The following is a 16,886-nucleotide window of genomic DNA, read 5'->3' as shown; positions in this document are numbered from 1 at the left end:
CCGCCCCCAGGCGCCGGCCGCGGCAGTCAACCCCGTGAAGCCCGATCAGGCTCCCCCAGCCAGGACACTCCGGGTACTGCCGCGGCCGGCTTCGCTCTCCACGGCGGAGCCGCCGCCTCCCTCACGGGGGCGGCGGCTCCGCGCCCGGGCCCCTCGACCCGTGGTCGCGGCGTTCATCACGTCGTAACACCCACGACCCCTTCGTCATCGGCGCGAAACACCCAGCGGCGCCGCCGGAAACCGGCCTGCGCGAATCTCAGGGTCATTAACCGGCCAGTCCAGGCCAGCCCCCACGAGGCCGGACCCCTTAACGCCGCTCAGGTTTTCACGATCGCCCGCACGCGAACGTACCGACGACGAGGAGACGCCGATGGCATCAGCCATCACGACCCTCGCGGCAGACGCCCCGACGCTGTCTGCCGCGAACACCGGGTTCATGCTCATCTGCTCCGCCCTGGTCATGCTGATGACCCCGGGACTCGCCTTCTTCTACGGCGGCATGGTCCGGGTCAAGAGCAGCCTCAACATGCTGATGATGAGCTTCGTCAGCCTGGGGATCGTCACGATCCTGTGGGTGCTCTACGGCTTCAGCCTCGCCTTCGGCACCGACTCCGGCTCCCTCATCGGCTGGAACTCCGACTACGTCGGACTCAGCGGCATCGGGATCACCGAGCTGTGGGACGGCTACACCATCCCGGTCTACGTCTTCGCCGTCTTCCAGCTGATGTTCGCCGTGATCACCCCGGCCCTGATCAGCGGCGCCCTCGCCGACCGCGTGAAGTTCAGCGCCTGGGTTCTGTTCACCGCCCTGTGGGTCACCGTCGTTTACTTCCCCGTCGCCCACTGGGTCTGGGGCGCCGGCGGCTGGCTCTTCGAGCTCGGCGTCATCGACTTCGCGGGCGGCACCGCCGTCCACATCAACGCCGGCGCCGCCGCCCTCGGCGTGATCCTGGTCATCGGCAAGCGCGTCGGCTTCAAGAAGGACCCGATGCGCCCGCACAGCCTGCCGCTCGTGATGCTCGGCGCCGGTCTGCTGTGGTTCGGCTGGTTCGGCTTCAACGCGGGCTCCTGGCTCGGCAACGACGACGGCGTCGGCGCGGTCATGTTCGTCAACACCCAGGTCGCCACGGCCGCCGCCATGCTCGCCTGGCTCGGCTACGAGAAGCTGCGCCACGGCTCCTTCACCACCCTCGGCGCCGCCTCCGGCGCCGTCGCCGGCCTCGTCGCCATCACCCCCGCGGGCGGCGCCGTCAGCCCGCTCGGCGCGATCGCCGTCGGCGCCATCGCCGGTGTGCTGTGCGCCATGGCCGTGGGCCTGAAGTACAAGTTCGGCTACGACGACTCCCTCGACGTGGTCGGCGTCCACCTCGTCGGCGGTGTCGCGGGCTCCCTGCTCGTCGGCCTCTTCGCCACCGGCGGCGTCCAGTCCGACGTGGCCGGCCTCTTCTACGGCGGCGGTCTGGAGCAGCTCGGCAAGCAGGCCGTCGGAGTCTTCTCCGTCCTCGCCTACTCTCTGGTGGCGTCCGCGGTGCTCGCCTTCCTCCTCGACAAGACGATCGGGATGCGGGTCTCCGAGGACGACGAGGTCGCCGGCATCGACCAGACCGAGCACGCCGAGACCGCCTACGACTTCAGCGGTGCCGGCGGCGGAGCCGCCTCGCGGAACACCGCCGCCCCCGTCCCCTCCGCCGCGAGCAAGAAGGTTGACGCATGAAGCTGATCACCGCGATCGTCAAGCCGCACAAGCTGGACGAGATCAAGGAAGCCCTCCAGGCCTTCGGGGTCCAGGGACTCACCGTCACCGAGGCCAGCGGCTACGGCCGCCAGCGCGGTCACACCGAGGTCTACCGCGGCGCCGAGTACCAGGTCGACCTCGTCCCCAAGATCCGCATCGAGGTGCTGGTCGCGGACGACGACGCCGAGCAGCTGATCGACGTCATCGTGAGCGCGGCGGCCACCGGCAAGATCGGTGACGGCAAGGTGTGGAGCGTCCCCGTGGACTCGGTCGTACGGGTCCGCACCGGCGAGCGCGGCGCTGACGCGCTCTAGGTGACGGGAGCTCCCGGGTGACGAGCGTCGAAGAATCCACGGACCACACGGCCGACTCGGGACCCAGCGGATACGCCGCGGCCCGGCTGCGACTCCTCCAGGAGGAGTCGCGGTCCGGGCCCTCGCGGCGTTCCGCCCTGGCCGGGCTGACCGACGCATGGCTGAACACCCTGTTCACGACCGCCGTACGGGAGACGGGCGTGCGCGGCGCCACGCTGGTCGCCGTCGGCGGCTACGGGCGGGCCGAACTCTCCCCGCGCAGCGACCTCGACCTGGTGCTGCTACACGACGGCAAGTCGCAGCCGCGCGAGCTGAGCGCGCTCGCCGACCGGCTCTGGTACCCGGTGTGGGACCTCGGCCTCGCCCTCGACCACTCGGTGCGGACCCCCGGCGAGGCCCGCAAGACCGCCGCCGAGGACCTGAAGGTGCACCTGGGCCTGCTGGACGCCCGCACGGTCGCCGGAGACGCCGGGCTCCTCGCCGGCCTGCGCACCTCCGTGCTGGCCGACTGGCGCAACCAGGCCGCCAAGCGGCTCCCGCAGCTGCACGCCCTGTGCCGCGAGCGGGCCGAGCGGGCCGGTGAGCTGCGCTTCCTGCTCGAACCCGACCTCAAGGAGGCCCGCGGCGGGCTCCGGGACGCCACCGCGCTGCGGGCCGTCGCCGCGTCCTGGCTCGCCGACGCGCCGCGCGAGGGCCTCGCCGAGGCCCGGCGCCGGCTCCTGGACGCGCGCGACGCCCTGCACCTGGTGACCGGCCGGGCCACCGACCGGCTCTCGCTCCAGGAGCAGGACCAGGTCGCCGCCCGGCTCGGGCTGCTCGACGCCGACGCGCTGCTGCGCGAGGTGTACGAGGCCGCGCGCGTGGTCGCGTACGCCGGTGACGTCACCTGGCGGGAGGTCGGGCGCGTGCTGCGGGCGCGCAGCACCCGGCCCCGGCTGCGCGGGCTGCTGGGGACCCGGGGCGCCCCGGCCGCCCCGCGGGCCCCCCTGGCCGAGGGCGTCGTGGAGTCCGACGGCGAGGCCGTACTGGCCCTGGCCGCCCGGCCGGACCGTGATCCCGTACTGCCGCTGCGGTTCGCCGCGGCCGCAGCGCAGGCGGGTCTTCCCGTATCGCTGCACGCCGTACGCAGGCTCGCGGCCCAGGGGAAACCGCTGCCGGTGCCCTGGCCGGCCGAGGCGCGCGAGCAGCTGCTGACGCTGCTGGGCGCGGGGGAGCCGACGGTGGCCGTGTGGGAGGCGCTGGAGGCGGAAGGCCTGATCACGCGGCTGCTCCCCGACTGGGAGCGGGTGCGGTGCCGCCCGCAGCGCAATCCCGTGCACACCTGGACGGTGGACCGCCACCTCATCGAGACGGCGGTCCGCGCCGCGGCCCTCACCCGCCGGGTCGGGCGCCCCGACCTGCTGCTGATGGCCGCCCTGCTGCACGACATCGGCAAGGGCTGGCCCGGCGACCACTCGGTGGCCGGGGAGACGATCGCCCGCGACGTCGCCGCCCGCGTCGGTTTCGACGCGCAGGACGTCGACGTGCTCGGCACGCTCGTACGCCACCACCTGCTGCTGATCGACACCGCGACGCGGCGCGACCTGGACGACCCGGCCACCGTCCGTGCGGTCGCCGAGGCCGTGGGGTCGGTGACCACGCTGGAGGTCCTGCACGCCCTGACGGAGGCGGACGCCCTGGCCACCGGCCCGGCGGCCTGGAGCGCCTGGCGGGGATCGCTGGTCGCGGACCTCGTCGCCCGGGTGGCCGCGGTCCTGCGCGGCACGGCCCCTGCGGTGCGGGAACCGGAGATCCCCACCACGGAGCACGAACGCCTGGCGGTGGAGGCCCTGCGCACCCGGGAGCCGGTGCTGGCGCTGCACGCCCGCCAGGAGGAGGACGCGGTCGGCGTGGAACTGGTCGTGGCGGTCCCCGACCAGCCCGGGGTGCTCCCGGCGGTGGCCGGGGTGCTGGCCCTGCACCGGCTCACCGTCCGCGCGGCGGACCTGCGCACCATGGAGCTCCCGGACCGGCTCGGCGAGGTCCTGGTGCTGCGGTGGCGGGTGGCGGCGGAGTACGGCGCGCTGCCGGAGGCCGCGCGGCTGCGCACCGACCTCGTGCGCGCGCTGGACGGGTCGCTGGACGTCCCGGCGAAACTGGCGGACCGCGAGTCCTCCTACCCGCGCCGGCGCGGGGTGATCCCGCCGCCGCCCCGCGTCACGGTGGTCCCCGACGTCTCCTCGCTGGCCACGGTCCTGGAGGTGCGGGCACCCGACGCGGTGGGCCTGCTGCACCGGATCGGCCGCGCCCTGGAGGCCGCGGGCGCCCGCGTCCGCAGCGCGCACGTCTCGACGCTCGGCGCCAACGCGGTGGACTCGCTGTACGTGGTCGACGGCGACGGCAAACCCCTGCCCGCCCGGGAGGCCGCGGCCCTGGCCGGCGCGGTGCAGGACGCCCTGACGTAAGGAGCGCCCCGCGGATCCAGAGGAGCCCGTGGTGGACCGCAGGGTCCACCACGCGGCCCGGCCCGATACCCTGGGGGACGACCACACGCCCCCCGACCCGAGGAATCGCGACCACCGTGTTCGATACGCTCTCCGACCGCTTGGCGAATACCTTCAAGGGCCTGCGCGGCAAAGGCCGGCTGTCCGAGGCTGACATCGACGCAGCGGCCCGGGAAATCCGTATCGCCCTCCTCGAGGCCGACGTCGCCCTCCCGGTCGTGCGCTCCTTCATCGCGAACGTCAAGGAACGCGCGCGCGGCGAAGAGGTCAGCAAGGCCCTGAATCCGGGCCAGCAGGTCCTGAAGATCGTCAACGACGAGCTCGTCACCATCCTGGGCGGCGAGACCCGGCGGCTGCGCTTCGCCAAGACCGCGCCCACCGTGATCATGCTGGCCGGTCTCCAGGGTGCCGGTAAGACCACCCTCGCCGGCAAGCTCGGCCTGTGGCTGAAGGGGCAGGGCCACGCCCCGCTCCTGGTCGCGTGCGACCTCCAGCGCCCCAACGCCGTCAACCAGCTGAGCGTCGTCGCCGAGCGCGCCGGCGTCGCGGTCTACGCGCCCCAGCCCGGCAACGGCGTCGGCGACCCGGTCCAGGTGGCGAAGGACTCCGTCGAGTACGCGCGGACCAAGCAGTACGACATCGTCATCGTCGACACCGCCGGCCGCCTCGGCATCGACGCCGAGCTGATGCAGCAGGCCGCGGACATCCGCGACGCCGTCAGCCCCGACGAGATCCTCTTCGTCGTCGACGCCATGATCGGCCAGGACGCGGTCAACACCGCCGAGGCCTTCCGCGACGGCGTCGGCTTCGACGGCGTCGTTCTCTCCAAGCTCGACGGCGACGCCCGCGGTGGTGCCGCGCTCTCCATCGCGCACGTCACCGGCAAGCAGATCATGTTCGCCTCGAACGGCGAGAAGCTCGACGAGTTCGACGCGTTCCACCCCGACCGCATGGCGGGCCGGATCCTCGACATGGGTGACATGCTCACCCTCATCGAGCAGGCCGAGAAGACCTTCTCGCAGGCCGAGGCCGAGAAGATGGCGGCCAAGCTCGCCAAGGGCCCCAAGGAGTTCACGCTCGACGACTTCCTGGCCCAGATGGAGCAGGTCCGCAAGATGGGCTCCATCTCCAAGCTGCTCGGCATGCTCCCCGGCATGGGTCAGATCAAGGACCAGATCAACAACATCGACGAGCGCGACGTGGACCGCACCGCCGCGATCATCAAGTCGATGACCCCGGCCGAGCGCCAGGACCCGACGATCATCAACGGCTCGCGCCGTGCCCGCATCGCCAAGGGCTCCGGCACCGAGGTCAGCGCCGTCAAGGCGCTCGTCGAGCGGTTCTTCGACGCGCGCAAGATGATGTCCCGCATGGCCCAGGGCGGCGGCATGCCCGGGATGCCCGGCATCCCGGGGATGGGCGGCGGCCCCGGCCGGCAGAAGAAGCAGGTCAAGCAGGCCAAGGGCAAGCGCAAGAGCGGCAACCCGATGAAGCGCAAGGAAGAGGAGGCCGCAGCAGCGGCCCGCCGGGAGCAGGGCCCGCAGGCGATCGAGCCCGCGGCCGCCGGCAGCCCCTTCGGCCTTCCCGCGGGCGGCCAGGCGGGTCAGGACTTCGACCTTCCGGACGAGTTCAAGAAGTTCATGAAGTAGCACGCGCGCAGTGCGAGGGGAGGGCCCCGGTCGTGATCACACGGCCGGGGCCCTCCCCTGTGCGCAGGGGCAGTGGTTTCTGCTGGGGCGATGGTCCGGTATATCCCTTATGGTCGGCCGGGAGGATGGCAGAAGGAGGCGCCCCGTGCCCAGCCCCACCCCCGTACCGCCTCGCGAGCGAGCCGACACGCCCTGGCGCTCGGAAGGCGCACCGCCCGCCCCGCCGCCCAAGAAACGGATGCCGGGCGGCTGGCGGGGGCTGATCCTCACCGCCCTGATCGTGTATCTGGTGACCAACCTCGTGCTGTCCTTCTTCAACGAAGGGGACGAGCCGACGGTCTCCTACACGGAGTTCAGCAAGCAGGTCGCCGACGGCAACGTCTCGAAGATCTACTCCAAGGGCGACGCCATCCAGGGCGAACTGAAGACCAAACGACCGCTGCCCGACGGCGGCAAGGGCGACTACACCAAATTCGTCACCCAGCGCCCGGCCTTCGCCGACGACGACCTGTGGGCCGGCCTCACCAAGCAGAACGTGACGGTGACGGCCTCCCCGGTCGTCGTCCAGCGCAGCTTCCTCGCCAACCTGCTGATCTCCCTCGCCCCCATGCTGCTGCTGGTCGTGCTGTGGGTGGTCATCGCCCGCCGGATGGGCGCGGGCATGGGCGGTGGCATGGGAGCGCTGGGCCGCAAGGCGCCGCCCAAACCGGTGGAGCTGGAAGCGGGCGCCAAACGCACCACCTTCGAGGACGTCGCCGGCATCGACGAGGTCGAGGGCGAGCTCAACGACGTCGTCGACTTCCTCAAGAACCCCCAGCAGTACCGGAAGATGGGCGCCCGCATGCCCGGCGGCGTGCTGCTGTCCGGCCCGCCCGGCACCGGCAAGACCCTCCTCGCGCGGGCGGTCGCGGGCGAGGCCGGGGTGCCGTTCTTCTCCGCCTCCGCCTCCGAGTTCATCGAGATGATCGTCGGAGTCGGCGCCTCCCGGGTGCGCGAACTGTTCACCGAGGCGCGCAAGGTGGCCCCCGCCATCATCTTCATCGACGAGATCGACACCATCGGACGGGTGCGGGGCGGCGGCGCGGGCCTGGGCGGCCACGACGAGCGCGAACAGACGCTCAACCAGATCCTCACCGAGATGGACGGCTTCTCCGGCTCCGAGGGAGTCGTCGTGCTCGCCGCCACCAACCGGGCCGACGTCCTGGACCCCGCCCTGACCAGGCCCGGCCGCTTCGACCGCACGGTGGTCGTCTCCCCGCCCGACCGCTCGGGCCGCGAGGCCATCCTGCGCATCCACACCCGCGACATCCCCCTCGCCGCGGACGTCGACCTGGCCCAGGTGGCCCGTACGACCCCCGGAATGACCGGCGCCGAGCTCGCCAACCTCGCCAACGAGGCCGCCCTGCTCGCCGTCAAGCGCCAGCAGGGCGAGGTCACCCAGTCCGACCTCTCCGACGCCCTGGAGAAGGTCCAGCTGGGCGCGGAGCGCTCCTTGGTCATGCCGCTGGAGGAGCGCCGGCGCACGGCGTACCACGAGAGCGGTCACGCGCTCCTCGGCATGCTCCAGCCCGGCGCCGACCCGGTCCGCAAGATCACGATCGTCCCGCGCGGGCGCGCGCTGGGCGTGACCCTCTCCAGCCCGGACGCGGACCGCTACGCGTACACCGAGGAGTACCTGCGCGGGCGCATCATCGGCGCGCTGGGCGGGATGGCAGCCGAGCACATCGTCTACGACGTCATCACCACGGGCGCGGAGAACGACCTCGAACAGGTCACCAACATCGTCCGCGGCATGGTCGGCCGCTGGGGCATGAGCGAGCGGATCGGCCGCCTCACCGCGATCCCCTCCGACGCGCAGAGCCCCTACGGTCTGCTGGCCGCCCCCGCCACCCTCGACGCGGTGGAACACGAGATGCGGCGGATCGTGGACGAGTGCTACGTGGAGGCCTGCCGCCTGCTGCGCGAGCACCGCCCCAAGCTGGACGCCCTGGCGGAGGCGCTCCTGGCCAACGAGACCCTGGACGAACCGGCCGCCTACGCAGCCGCGGGCATCCCGCGGCTGACGAAGGCCCACCCCGAGCCGTAGGGCGCGACCGCTACGCCACCCGGGCGATCACGTACCGGAGGATGTTCGGCAGCCACACGGCGCCGTCGGGCCGCTCGAACGGGTGAAGGGCCTCGGCCAGCTCCTTCTCCGCCAGCGCCGGATCCGCCGGCGCCCGGTCCGCCCTGAAGGGCGCGGCGCAGGCCGCTCCCGCGGAGCCGGTGCTCGCGACGGGGTAGAGCCCGGTCGACAGCAGCCCGCGCACCGCGCTGTCCACGTCCGCGTACCCGAACGGGCAGAACACCCGCCCCGAGCCGTCCGGCTGCAGCCCCGCCCGCTCCACCAGCGCGTCCAGGTCCCGCGGCGCGGGCCCGCCGCCCAGGACGCGCGGCACGGTGCAGCGTTCCGCCGGCCCCCAGTCGGCCAGCACCACCGCGCCGCCGCGCCGGACCGCGGGCAGGGCCGCGGCCAGGGCCGCCGGGCTCGGCGAGAAGGCCAGCAGGGCGTCGTACGGCCGGGGCGGCCGCGGCGGGGCCGCCAGCACGTCCAGCAGCCGCTCGCGGGCCAGGGCCCGCCGGGCCGGATCCGCCTCCACGCCCGTGGCCACGGCGCCTCGCCCGGCCGCCAGCAGCAGGGCCAGGCCCGCCCCGCAGTCGAGGGCCAGCAGCCGGTCTCCCGGCCCGACCTCCAGCCGGTCGTAGACCGCCTCGTACAGCGGTACCAGCATCCGTTCCTGGATCTCCGCCCAGTCCCGGGCGGCGAGCGTCGGCGTCGGCGTCGGTGTCATCGAAAGAGCGCTCCTGATTCCATGTCGCCCCCTTGCCCCCGTTGACAGGGAACTCCCCATCGGCCCCCGCGTCCAGAGGAGTGCGCCACCCGATTCACGCATCGACCGCCGGGCGCCGTACCATTCGCGCCATGGCAAAGGCACCCGTTCTCACCCCGCAGGCGGAGGATTTCCCCCGCTGGTACCAGGATCTGATCAACAAGGCCGAGCTGGCCGACAACGGTCCGGTCCGCGGCACCATGGTCATCCGACCGTACGGCTACGGCCTGTGGGAGCGGATGCAGCAGGAGATGGACGCGCGGATCAAGGACGCGGGCGCCCAGAACGCGTACTTCCCGCTGTTCATCCCGCAGTCCTACCTGACGCGGGAAGCGGAGCACGTCGAGGGCTTCGCCCCCGAGCTCGCGGTCGTCACGCACGGCGGCGGCAAGGAGCTCGAAGAGCCGGTCGTCGTCCGGCCGACCTCCGAGACGATCATCAACGACTACTTCTCGAAGTGGGTCCAGAGCTACCGGGACCTGCCCCTGCTGATCAACCAGTGGGCCAACGTGGTCCGCTGGGAGATGCGTCCGCGCGTGTTCCTGCGGACGAGTGAGTTCCTCTGGCAGGAGGGCCACACGGCCCACGCCACCTACGAGGACGCCCGCGACTACGCCGCCCGGATCCACACGGACGTCTACGGCGACTTCATGACGAACGTGCTCGGCATCGACGTCGTGCTCGGCCGCAAGACCGCCAAGGAGCGCTTCGCCGGCGCCATCAACACCCTCACCCTCGAGGGCATGATGGGCGACGGCAAGGCCCTCCAGCTGGGTACGAGCCACGAGCTCGGCACCAACTTCGCCAAGGCCTTCAACACGCAGTACCTGTCGAAGGAAGGCAAGCAGGAGCTGGTCTGGCAGACCTCGTGGGGCGTCTCGACCCGCATGGTCGGCGGCCTGATCATGTCCCACGGCGACGACAACGGCCTGCGGGTCCCGCCGCGCCTGGCGCACGTCCAGGTCGTCGTCATGGCGATCAAGGGCGACGAGGCCGTCACCAAGGTCCGCGAGCTGGGTGCCCAGCTCAAGGCCGCCGGCCTGCGCGTGCACGTCGACGACCGCGTGGACACCCCCTTCGGCCGCCGCGCCGTGGACTGGGAGCTCAAGGGCGTACCGGTCCGCATCGAGATCGGCCCCCGCGACCTGGAGGCCGGCACCGCGATGCTGGCCCGCCGGATCCCGGGCGGCAAGGAGCCGGTCCAGATCACCGAGCTGCTCGACCTGCTGCCCAAGGTGCTCGACGAGGACCAGGCGCAGCTGCTGCGCGAGTCCCGCGAGCGCCGCGAGGCCCGGACCTCCGACGTCTCCACCATCGAGGAGGCCGCCGAGGCCGCCATCGCCGGCGGCTGGGCGCGGATCCCATGGGCGGACCTCGGTCCGGAGGGCGAGGCGAAGCTGGCCGAGCAGGCCGTCTCCGTGCGCTGCCTGATCGCCGCGGACGGGTCGGTCCCGCAGTCGGACGACGCCCCCGGTACCCTCGCGATCGTCGCGCGCTCCTACTGAGCCACCTGTACGCCCCGGCGTGCGGCCCGTGCCGCGCGCCGGGGCTGCTGTGTCCTTGGTCCTCGTTACGTACCGACTCATCCTGACATCGACGCACCCGTCCTCGTCAGGACGCATGAGACTGAACTGACTGGTACGTGCAAAAAATTTGGAATGGCCCGGAATCGGAACACCCGGGCCCCCCGGCTCGTTGTCACGACGTGAGCACGACACCACCTGTTCTCGCCGCAGAGCTGGCGCAGGCGTGGGCCGACATTCAGCGGTACCACCCCGAGCTGCCTGACCTTGCCGCGCCCGAGTCCCTGATCGGAGAGTCCTCGTCCGCCTGTGGCGCCGAGCTCTCCTTCGAGCGACTGCTGCACGAGGCAGTCCACGGCATCGCCGCCGCCCGCGGTGTCCGCGACACCTCGCGCGCCGGCCGCTACCACAACCGCAGATTCCTCGCGATCGCCGAGGAAATGGGGCTGGACCACCCCGAGGAGCCACACGCCAGCAGCGGCTTCTCCCTGGTCACGCTCAATCCCGAGGCGAAGCGGCGCTACCGCCCGACGATGGAGCGGCTGCAGCGCGCGCTGAAGGCGCACACGGCCGCGACGGCCGCCGACACCAAGCGCAGCTTCCGGGGACCGGCCGCACGGCACGGTTCCTCCGGTGGCGGCGTACGGGTCAAGGCGGTCTGCGACTGCGGTCGCAACGTCCGGGTGGTCCCCTCGGTCCTGGCCCAGGCCCCGATCGTGTGCGGCGGCTGCATGAAGCCGTTCCGCATCCCCGAGGTGGCCATCGCGGCAGCCTCCTGACCCGTGGGGGGTCAGGAGGCTGCCGCGCGCCGGCGCAGCCCTGCCCACGGGGAGGTTCACCCCGCTCGGAGCCGCCGCAGGCGTATGGCACAATGGCTAGCTGTACTCGACAGTCGCATAGGACCCCTCTCTCCTCCGGCTGACGCGTCCATCGGGCACCCGAGTACCGCAACCCCACGTGGCATCTCATGTGCCCAACCACGTCAAGTTCAGGAGACACCACTCCAGTGGCAGTCAAGATCAAGCTCAAGCGCCTCGGCAAGATTCGCCAGCCGCACTACCGCATCGTCGTCGCCGACGCCCGTACCCGTCGGGACGGTCGCGCGATCGAAGAGATCGGTATCTACCACCCGACCTACAACCCGTCGCGCATCGAGGTCAACGCCGAGCGTGCGCAGTACTGGCTGTCCGTCGGCGCCCAGCCCACCGAGGCTGTGCTCGCCATCCTGAAGCTGACCGGTGACTGGCAGGCCCACAAGGGTCTCCCCGCCCCCGCGCCGCTCCTGCAGCCGGAGACGAAGGAGAGCAAGCGTCGCTCCTTCGACGAGTTCGCCAAGGCCCTCGAGGGCATCGGCGAGGGCAAGGGCGAGGCCATCACGCAGAAGAAGAAGGCCGACAAGAAGGCGGACGAGGCTGAGGCCACCGCCGAGTCGACCGAGGCCTGATCATGCTCGAGGAGGCTCTTGAGCACCTCGTAAAGGGCATTGTGGACAATCCCGACGACGTGCAGGTCGCCTCGCGCAACCTGCGCCGCGGACAGGTGCTCGAGGTCCGGGTTCACCCGGACGACCTCGGCAAGGTGATCGGTCGCAACGGCCGCACCGCACGTGCTCTGCGTACCGTCGTGGGCGCCATCGGCGGCCGGGGGATCCGCGTCGACCTCGTCGACGTGGACCAGGTCCGCTGAGACCCGGCTTGCTAGAAGCGTGAATCACCGGCACGGGCCGGGGAGGGCATTCGTGCCCGCCCCGGCCCGTCGTCGTCTGAACAGGAGAGCACAGTGGAGTTGGTAGTCGCGCGGATCGGCCGCGCCCACGGCATCAAGGGTGAGGTCACCGTCGAGGTGCGCACGGACGAGCCGGAACTGCGGCTCAGCCCCGGCGCCGTGCTCAGGACGGATCCCGCGTCGGCGGGCCCGCTGACCATCGAGACGGGCCGGGTGCACAGCGGGCGGCTGCTGCTGCGCTTCGCCGGCGTCAAGGACCGCACCGGCGCCGAGGCCCTGCGCAACATCCTGCTGATCGCGGACGTGGACCCGACCGAGCTCCCCGAGGAGCCCGACGAGTACTACGACCACCAGCTGATGGACCTGGACGTGGTCCTCGCCGACGGCACCGAGATCGGCCGGATCACCGAGATCTCCCACCTGCCCTCGCAGGACCTCTTCATCGTCGAGCGGCCGGACGGCTCCGAGGTGATGATCCCCTTCGTCGAGGAGATCGTCGCCGAGATCGACCTGGAGGAGCAGCGCTGCGTCATCACCCCGCCGCCGGGACTGATCGACGAGAGCGAAGCGATCATCGACTCGACGCGTGACGCCGACGGGGAAGACGCCTGATGCGTCTCGACGTCGTCACGATCTTCCCCGAGTACCTGGAGCCCCTGAACGTCTCCCTCGTCGGCAAGGCCCGCGCCCGCGGGCAGCTCGACGTCCACGTGCACGACCTGCGGGACTGGACGTACGACCGGCACAACACGGTCGACGACACCCCGTACGGCGGCGGCCCCGGCATGGTCATGAAGACCGAGCCGTGGGGCGAGGCGCTGGACGCGGCCCTGGCCGACGGCTACGAGGCGGGTGCGCACGGGCCGGTCATGGTCGTCCCCACCCCCAGCGGCCGCCCCTTCACCCAGGAACTGGCCGTCGAGCTCTCCGAGCGGCCCTGGCTGATCTTCACGCCGGCCCGGTACGAGGGCATCGACCGCCGGGTCATGGACGAGTACGCCACGCGCATGCCGGTGTACGAGGTCTCCATCGGCGACTACGTCCTGGCGGGCGGCGAGGCCGCCGTCCTGGTGGTCACCGAGGCCGTGGCCCGGCTGCTGCCCGGGGTGCTCGGCAACGCGGAGTCGCACCGCGACGACTCCTTCGCGCCCGGCGAGATGGCCAACCTCCTGGAGGGGCCCGTCTACACCAAGCCCCCCGTATGGCGCGGCCGCGACATTCCCGAGGTGCTGCTGAGCGGCCACCACGGCAAGATCGCCCGCTGGCGCCGGGACGAGGCGTTCCGCCGGACCGCCCGCAACCGCCCCGACCTGATCGAGCGCTGCGAGGCCACCGCCTTCGACAAGAAGGACCGGGAGATCCTCTCCATCCTGGGCTGGACCCCGTCGCCGGACGGCCGATTTTGGCGCAGGCCCGAGGCCGTGGAAGAATAGGCGGCTGTTGTGTGCTCGCGGACGCCCCTGCCACAGGGGGACCGTCGTCCGCCGGGTCTCGCAGCTCCCGAATTCTCTACGGAAACCCGCATTGGCGACCTGTGGCGTCATGCGAAGAAAGCAGACGAACAACATGTCTCACCTGCTCGATGGCGTCAACGCCGCCGCGCTCCGCTCGGACGTCCCGGCCTTCCGCCCGGGTGACACGATCAACGTGCACGTCCGCGTGATCGAGGGCAACCGCTCCCGTATCCAGCAGTTCAAGGGCGTAGTCATCCGCCGCCAGGGCGCCGGTGTCTCCGAGACCTTCACCGTCCGCAAGGTCTCCTTCAGCGTCGGCGTGGAGCGTACCTTCCCGGTCCACTCCCCGATCTTCGAGAAGATCGAGCTCGTCACCCGCGGTGACGTGCGTCGCGCCAAGCTGTACTACCTCCGTGAGCTCCGCGGCAAGGCCGCGAAGATCAAGGAGAAGCGCGACCGCTGAGGTCCCCTCCGGGGCCCGGGGGTGGCCGGATAGGCTCGCTCCCGATGGACACCGAAGCACCTCACACGCAGCGCGGCCACTCTTCCCCCGACGAGGGGGAGGGGCGGCCGCGTTTTGCGTTCTCCGCGACCCGGCGGCCCGGGCGGGAGCGGCGTACGGGCGGGCGCCCGCTGCGGCTGACGTGGCGGCGGGCCGGAGCGCTCGGTGTGATCTGCACCGTCTTCCTGCTGCTGTTCAGCCATTTCGTGGTCCAGCCGTTCCTGATCCCGAGCCGTTCCATGGAGCCGACGCTCCAGGTCGGCGACCGGCTGCTGGTCAACAAGCTGGCGTACCGTTCCGGCGGCCAGCCGCGCCGCGGCGACCTGGTCGTCTTCGACGGCACCGGCTCCTTCGTACGGGAGCGCGCGGACGGCGGGGCCCTGGGCGGGCTGCTGCACGGGGGCGCCTCGGCGCTCGGGCTCGCGGAGCCGTCCGACACCGACTTCGTGAAGCGGGTCGTGGGGGTCGGCGGGGACGACGTGGTGTGCTGCGACGCCCACGGGCGGATCCGGGTCAACGGCGTGGCGCTGGACGAGCCGTACCTGTATCCGGGTGACGTCCCCTCGAAGGTGCCCTTCCGGATCGTCGTCCCCCTTGGGACCCTGTGGGTGATGGGTGATCACCGTTCCCAGTCCCGGGACTCGCGGGACCACCTGGGAGAGCCGGGCGGGGGGATGGTGCCGGTGGACAAGGTGATCGGGCGGGCCGACTGGATCGGCTGGCCGGTCTCGCGCTGGGGCGCCGTCGGGGGCGGCCGTGGGTAGCCGGGGGCGGCCGCGCGGCCGACGGCAGCCGGAGCCGCAGCCCGAGCCCGAGCCGGAGCCGGAGCCCCTCGCGGAGGTGGCGGGCGGCCGGGCGCAAAGACGCAGGCTGGCCCGCAAGGTGCGGCGTCGCCGCCGCACCCGCCGGGCGGGCGAGCTGCCCCTGCTGGTGGTCGTGGCGCTGTGCATCGCCCTGCTCCTGAAGACCTTCCTCGTCCAGGCCTTCTTCATCCCGTCGGGCTCGATGGAGCAGACCATCCGGATCGGCGACCGGGTCCTCGTGGACAAGCTGACCCCGTGGTTCGGTTCCGAGATCGAGCGCGGCGACGTCGTCGTGTTCAAGGACCCCGGCGGCTGGCTGCGCGGCGAGGCGGCCCGGCCGGCCCCGGACCCGGTCGGGGTCAAGCAGATCAAGCAGACCCTGACCTTCATCGGCCTGCTGCCGTCGGCCGACGAGCAGGATCTGATCAAGCGGGTCATCGGCGTCGGCGGGGACACCGTCAAGTGCTGTGACAACCGGGGGCGGGTCACCGTCAACGGCGCACCCCTCGATGAGCCGTACGTGAACGCGGGCAACGCGCCCTCGGAGATCAGCTTCGAGGTGGAGGTGCCGGCGGGCCGGCTGTTCGTGATGGGCGATCACCGGTCGAATTCGGCGGACTCCCGCTACCACCTCGACGAGGCCTTTCAGGGCACCATCGACGAGAACGGGGTCGTGGGCGAGGCCGTGGTGATCGCCTGGCCCTTCGGGCACTGGAAGCGGTTCGAGACCCCCGCGACCTTCCGCATGGTGCCCGATCAGGCGAGGCGTGAGGGACGTGGGCGTCGTCGGCGCCGACGGGGCGCGCCGTTCGCATAGTGTGTCCTGGGTCTCCCGCGCCTTAGGGAACTCCCGCTCGTTAAGGGAGGGGAGGGCCCGTGGCCGGTCGGCGCGGGCGGCGATCTCGATTGAGGAGTGGATGTGGGGGATGTGGCGGTAGGCGCACGGTCCGGACGCGACGAGGGTGAGGAGCGGCCGGATGACGACGCCCTGAAGGGCGACGCCGAGGACGGTGGTGCCGCGGCCCGTCCGCACCGCTCGTTCTGGAAGGAGCTGCCGCTCCTCATCGGCATCGCGCTGCTGCTGGCCCTGCTGATCAAGACCTTCCTGGTCCAGGCGTTCTCGATCCCGTCCGACTCGATGCAGGACACCCTGCAGCGCGGGGACCGGGTGCTCGTGGACAAGCTGACGCCGTGGTTCGGTTCCGAGCCGGAGCGCGGTGAGGTCGTGGTCTTCCACGACCCCGCGAACTGGCTGTCCGGGGAGCCCACCCCGGAGCCGAACATCGCCCAGCAGGTCCTCAGCAAGATCGGCCTGATGCCGGACGCCGCCGAGAAGGACCTGATCAAGCGGACCATCGCCGTCGGCGGGGACACGGTCGAGTGCAAGAAGGGCGGACCGGTCGTCGTCAACGGCAAGCAGCTCGACGAGCCGTACATCTTCCCCGGCAACACCCCGTGCGACGACGCCCCGTTCGGCCCGATCACCGTGCCCAAGGGCAAGATCTGGGTGATGGGCGACCACCGGCAGAACTCCCAGGACTCCCGCTACCACATGCAGGACTCCACCCAGGGCTTCGTGCCGGTCGACAAGGTCGTCGGACGCGCCGTGGTGGTCGCGTGGCCGGTGACCCGCTGGTCCACCCTGCCGATCCCGGACACCTTCGACCAGCCGGGCATCGGCAACCAGGCCGCGGCGGCCGCGCTCGGCCTCGGGGCCTCGGGCCTGGCGCCGGTCGGGCTCGGACCGGCCGCGCTGGGGCTCACGGGCGCTGTGCCGCTCGTCATGTGGCGCCGTCGGAGGCTGACCAGCGGACGTACCGCCGGGTAG

The 16,886-nt window shown here is 71.8% G+C and carries 16 protein-coding genes; 15 read left to right on the top strand and 1 reads right to left on the bottom strand.

Annotated features, from left to right (window positions below; all coding sequences use genetic code 11):
- The first annotated feature begins 370 nt into the window (after positions 1 to 370).
- From ACF059_RS00540 to ftsH, 5 genes are all read left to right on the top strand, one after another.
- A complete protein-coding gene (locus tag ACF059_RS00540; RefSeq protein WP_392049647.1) occupies positions 371 to 1,714 on the top strand; it encodes an ammonium transporter in 1,344 nt (447 codons plus the stop codon).
- Positions 1,711 to 2,049: a P-II family nitrogen regulator gene (locus tag ACF059_RS00535; RefSeq protein WP_361941971.1), complete on the top strand. Its 339-nt coding sequence runs from the start codon at positions 1,711 to 1,713 to the stop codon at positions 2,047 to 2,049. The genes ACF059_RS00540 and ACF059_RS00535 overlap by 4 nt, the downstream gene beginning before the upstream one ends.
- A 17-nt stretch (positions 2,050 to 2,066) precedes the next feature.
- A complete protein-coding gene (locus tag ACF059_RS00530) occupies positions 2,067 to 4,493 on the top strand; it encodes a [protein-PII] uridylyltransferase (RefSeq protein WP_392049645.1) in 2,427 nt (808 codons plus the stop codon).
- 116 nt (positions 4,494 to 4,609) lie between these two features.
- Positions 4,610 to 6,181, top strand: a complete 1,572-nt coding sequence (gene ffh, locus ACF059_RS00525) for a signal recognition particle protein (protein ID WP_366864888.1) — start codon at positions 4,610 to 4,612, stop codon at positions 6,179 to 6,181.
- A 145-nt stretch (positions 6,182 to 6,326) separates the two neighbouring features.
- Positions 6,327 to 8,267 (top strand): ATP-dependent zinc metalloprotease FtsH, encoded by a 1,941-nt coding sequence (ftsH, locus tag ACF059_RS00520; RefSeq protein ID WP_392049641.1) that lies wholly within the window; start codon positions 6,327 to 6,329, stop codon positions 8,265 to 8,267.
- Positions 8,268 to 8,277: 10 nt separating this feature from the next.
- Here ftsH and ACF059_RS00515 read toward each other — a convergent pair whose 3' ends face one another.
- Positions 8,278 to 9,012 carry a methyltransferase type 11 gene (locus tag ACF059_RS00515; protein WP_392049638.1) on the bottom strand — a complete coding sequence of 245 codons (735 nt, stop codon included), beginning with the start codon at positions 9,010 to 9,012 and terminating at the stop codon, positions 8,278 to 8,280.
- Positions 9,013 to 9,143: 131 nt separating this feature from the next.
- Between ACF059_RS00515 and proS the strand changes: the two genes are divergently transcribed.
- The 10 genes from proS to lepB (ACF059_RS00465) all read left to right on the top strand — a co-directional run bounded on the left by proS (position 9,144) and on the right by lepB (ACF059_RS00465) (position 16,886).
- Complete coding sequence (proS, locus tag ACF059_RS00510) at positions 9,144 to 10,556, top strand: proline--tRNA ligase (protein ID WP_360894530.1); 1,413 nt, start codon at positions 9,144 to 9,146, stop codon at positions 10,554 to 10,556.
- 200 nt (positions 10,557 to 10,756) lie between these two features.
- The gene (locus tag ACF059_RS00505) at positions 10,757 to 11,353 is read left to right on the top strand and encodes a hypothetical protein (RefSeq protein WP_361941990.1); all 597 of its coding nucleotides are present in this window, start codon (positions 10,757 to 10,759) and stop codon (positions 11,351 to 11,353) included.
- 227 nt (positions 11,354 to 11,580) lie between these two features.
- The gene (gene rpsP, locus ACF059_RS00500) at positions 11,581 to 12,018 is read left to right on the top strand and encodes a 30S ribosomal protein S16 (protein WP_008737511.1); all 438 of its coding nucleotides are present in this window, start codon (positions 11,581 to 11,583) and stop codon (positions 12,016 to 12,018) included.
- Positions 12,019 to 12,020: 2 nt separating this feature from the next.
- Complete coding sequence (locus ACF059_RS00495; RefSeq protein WP_007266827.1) at positions 12,021 to 12,260, top strand: RNA-binding protein; 240 nt, start codon at positions 12,021 to 12,023, stop codon at positions 12,258 to 12,260.
- Positions 12,261 to 12,353: 93 nt separating this feature from the next.
- Entirely contained in the window at positions 12,354 to 12,911 is a 558-nt protein-coding gene (rimM, locus tag ACF059_RS00490; protein WP_392049633.1) for a ribosome maturation factor RimM, read from the top strand.
- The gene (trmD, locus tag ACF059_RS00485; protein ID WP_360894520.1) at positions 12,911 to 13,732 is read left to right on the top strand and encodes a tRNA (guanosine(37)-N1)-methyltransferase TrmD; all 822 of its coding nucleotides are present in this window, start codon (positions 12,911 to 12,913) and stop codon (positions 13,730 to 13,732) included. Before rimM ends, trmD begins: the two co-directional genes overlap by 1 nt.
- Before the next feature lie 133 nt (positions 13,733 to 13,865).
- Positions 13,866 to 14,216 carry a 50S ribosomal protein L19 gene (rplS, locus tag ACF059_RS00480; protein ID WP_030386403.1) on the top strand — a complete coding sequence of 117 codons (351 nt, stop codon included), beginning with the start codon at positions 13,866 to 13,868 and terminating at the stop codon, positions 14,214 to 14,216.
- Positions 14,217 to 14,260: 44 nt separating this feature from the next.
- On the top strand, positions 14,261 to 15,019 hold the full coding sequence (gene lepB / locus ACF059_RS00475; protein ID WP_392049630.1) for a signal peptidase I: 759 nt from the start codon (positions 14,261 to 14,263) through the stop codon (positions 15,017 to 15,019).
- Positions 15,012 to 15,875, top strand: a complete 864-nt coding sequence (gene lepB / locus ACF059_RS00470; protein WP_392049627.1) for a signal peptidase I — start codon at positions 15,012 to 15,014, stop codon at positions 15,873 to 15,875. Before lepB (ACF059_RS00475) ends, lepB (ACF059_RS00470) begins: the two co-directional genes overlap by 8 nt.
- Before the next feature lie 111 nt (positions 15,876 to 15,986).
- A complete protein-coding gene (gene lepB, locus ACF059_RS00465; RefSeq protein ID WP_366864880.1) occupies positions 15,987 to 16,886 on the top strand; it encodes a signal peptidase I in 900 nt (299 codons plus the stop codon).

This window comes from Streptomyces sp. NPDC016562 (assembly GCF_043076955.1).
In the GTDB taxonomy this organism is placed as follows: Bacteria; Actinomycetota; Actinomycetes; order Streptomycetales; family Streptomycetaceae; genus Streptomyces.
The sequence above is the reverse complement of the archived record's forward strand: the minus strand, read 5'-3'. Positions and strand labels throughout refer to the sequence as shown.

Excerpts from the sequence above, each read along its gene's own strand:
- proS (WP_360894530.1), top strand. The coding sequence starts at position 9,144 with ATGGCAAAGGCACCCGTTCTCACCCCGCAGGCGGAGGATTTCCCCCGC.
- ACF059_RS00540 (WP_392049647.1), top strand. The coding sequence starts at position 371 with ATGGCATCAGCCATCACGACCCTCGCGGCAGACGCCCCGACGCTGTCT.
- rplS (WP_030386403.1), top strand. The coding sequence starts at position 13,866 with ATGTCTCACCTGCTCGATGGCGTCAACGCCGCCGCGCTCCGCTCGGAC.
- ACF059_RS00535 (WP_361941971.1), top strand. The coding sequence starts at position 1,711 with ATGAAGCTGATCACCGCGATCGTCAAGCCGCACAAGCTGGACGAGATC.
- lepB (WP_392049630.1), top strand. The coding sequence starts at position 14,261 with ATGGACACCGAAGCACCTCACACGCAGCGCGGCCACTCTTCCCCCGAC.
- ACF059_RS00515 (WP_392049638.1), bottom strand. The coding sequence starts at position 9,012 with ATGACACCGACGCCGACGCCGACGCTCGCCGCCCGGGACTGGGCGGAG.
- ACF059_RS00495 (WP_007266827.1), top strand. The coding sequence starts at position 12,021 with ATGCTCGAGGAGGCTCTTGAGCACCTCGTAAAGGGCATTGTGGACAAT.
- trmD (WP_360894520.1), top strand. The coding sequence starts at position 12,911 with ATGCGTCTCGACGTCGTCACGATCTTCCCCGAGTACCTGGAGCCCCTG.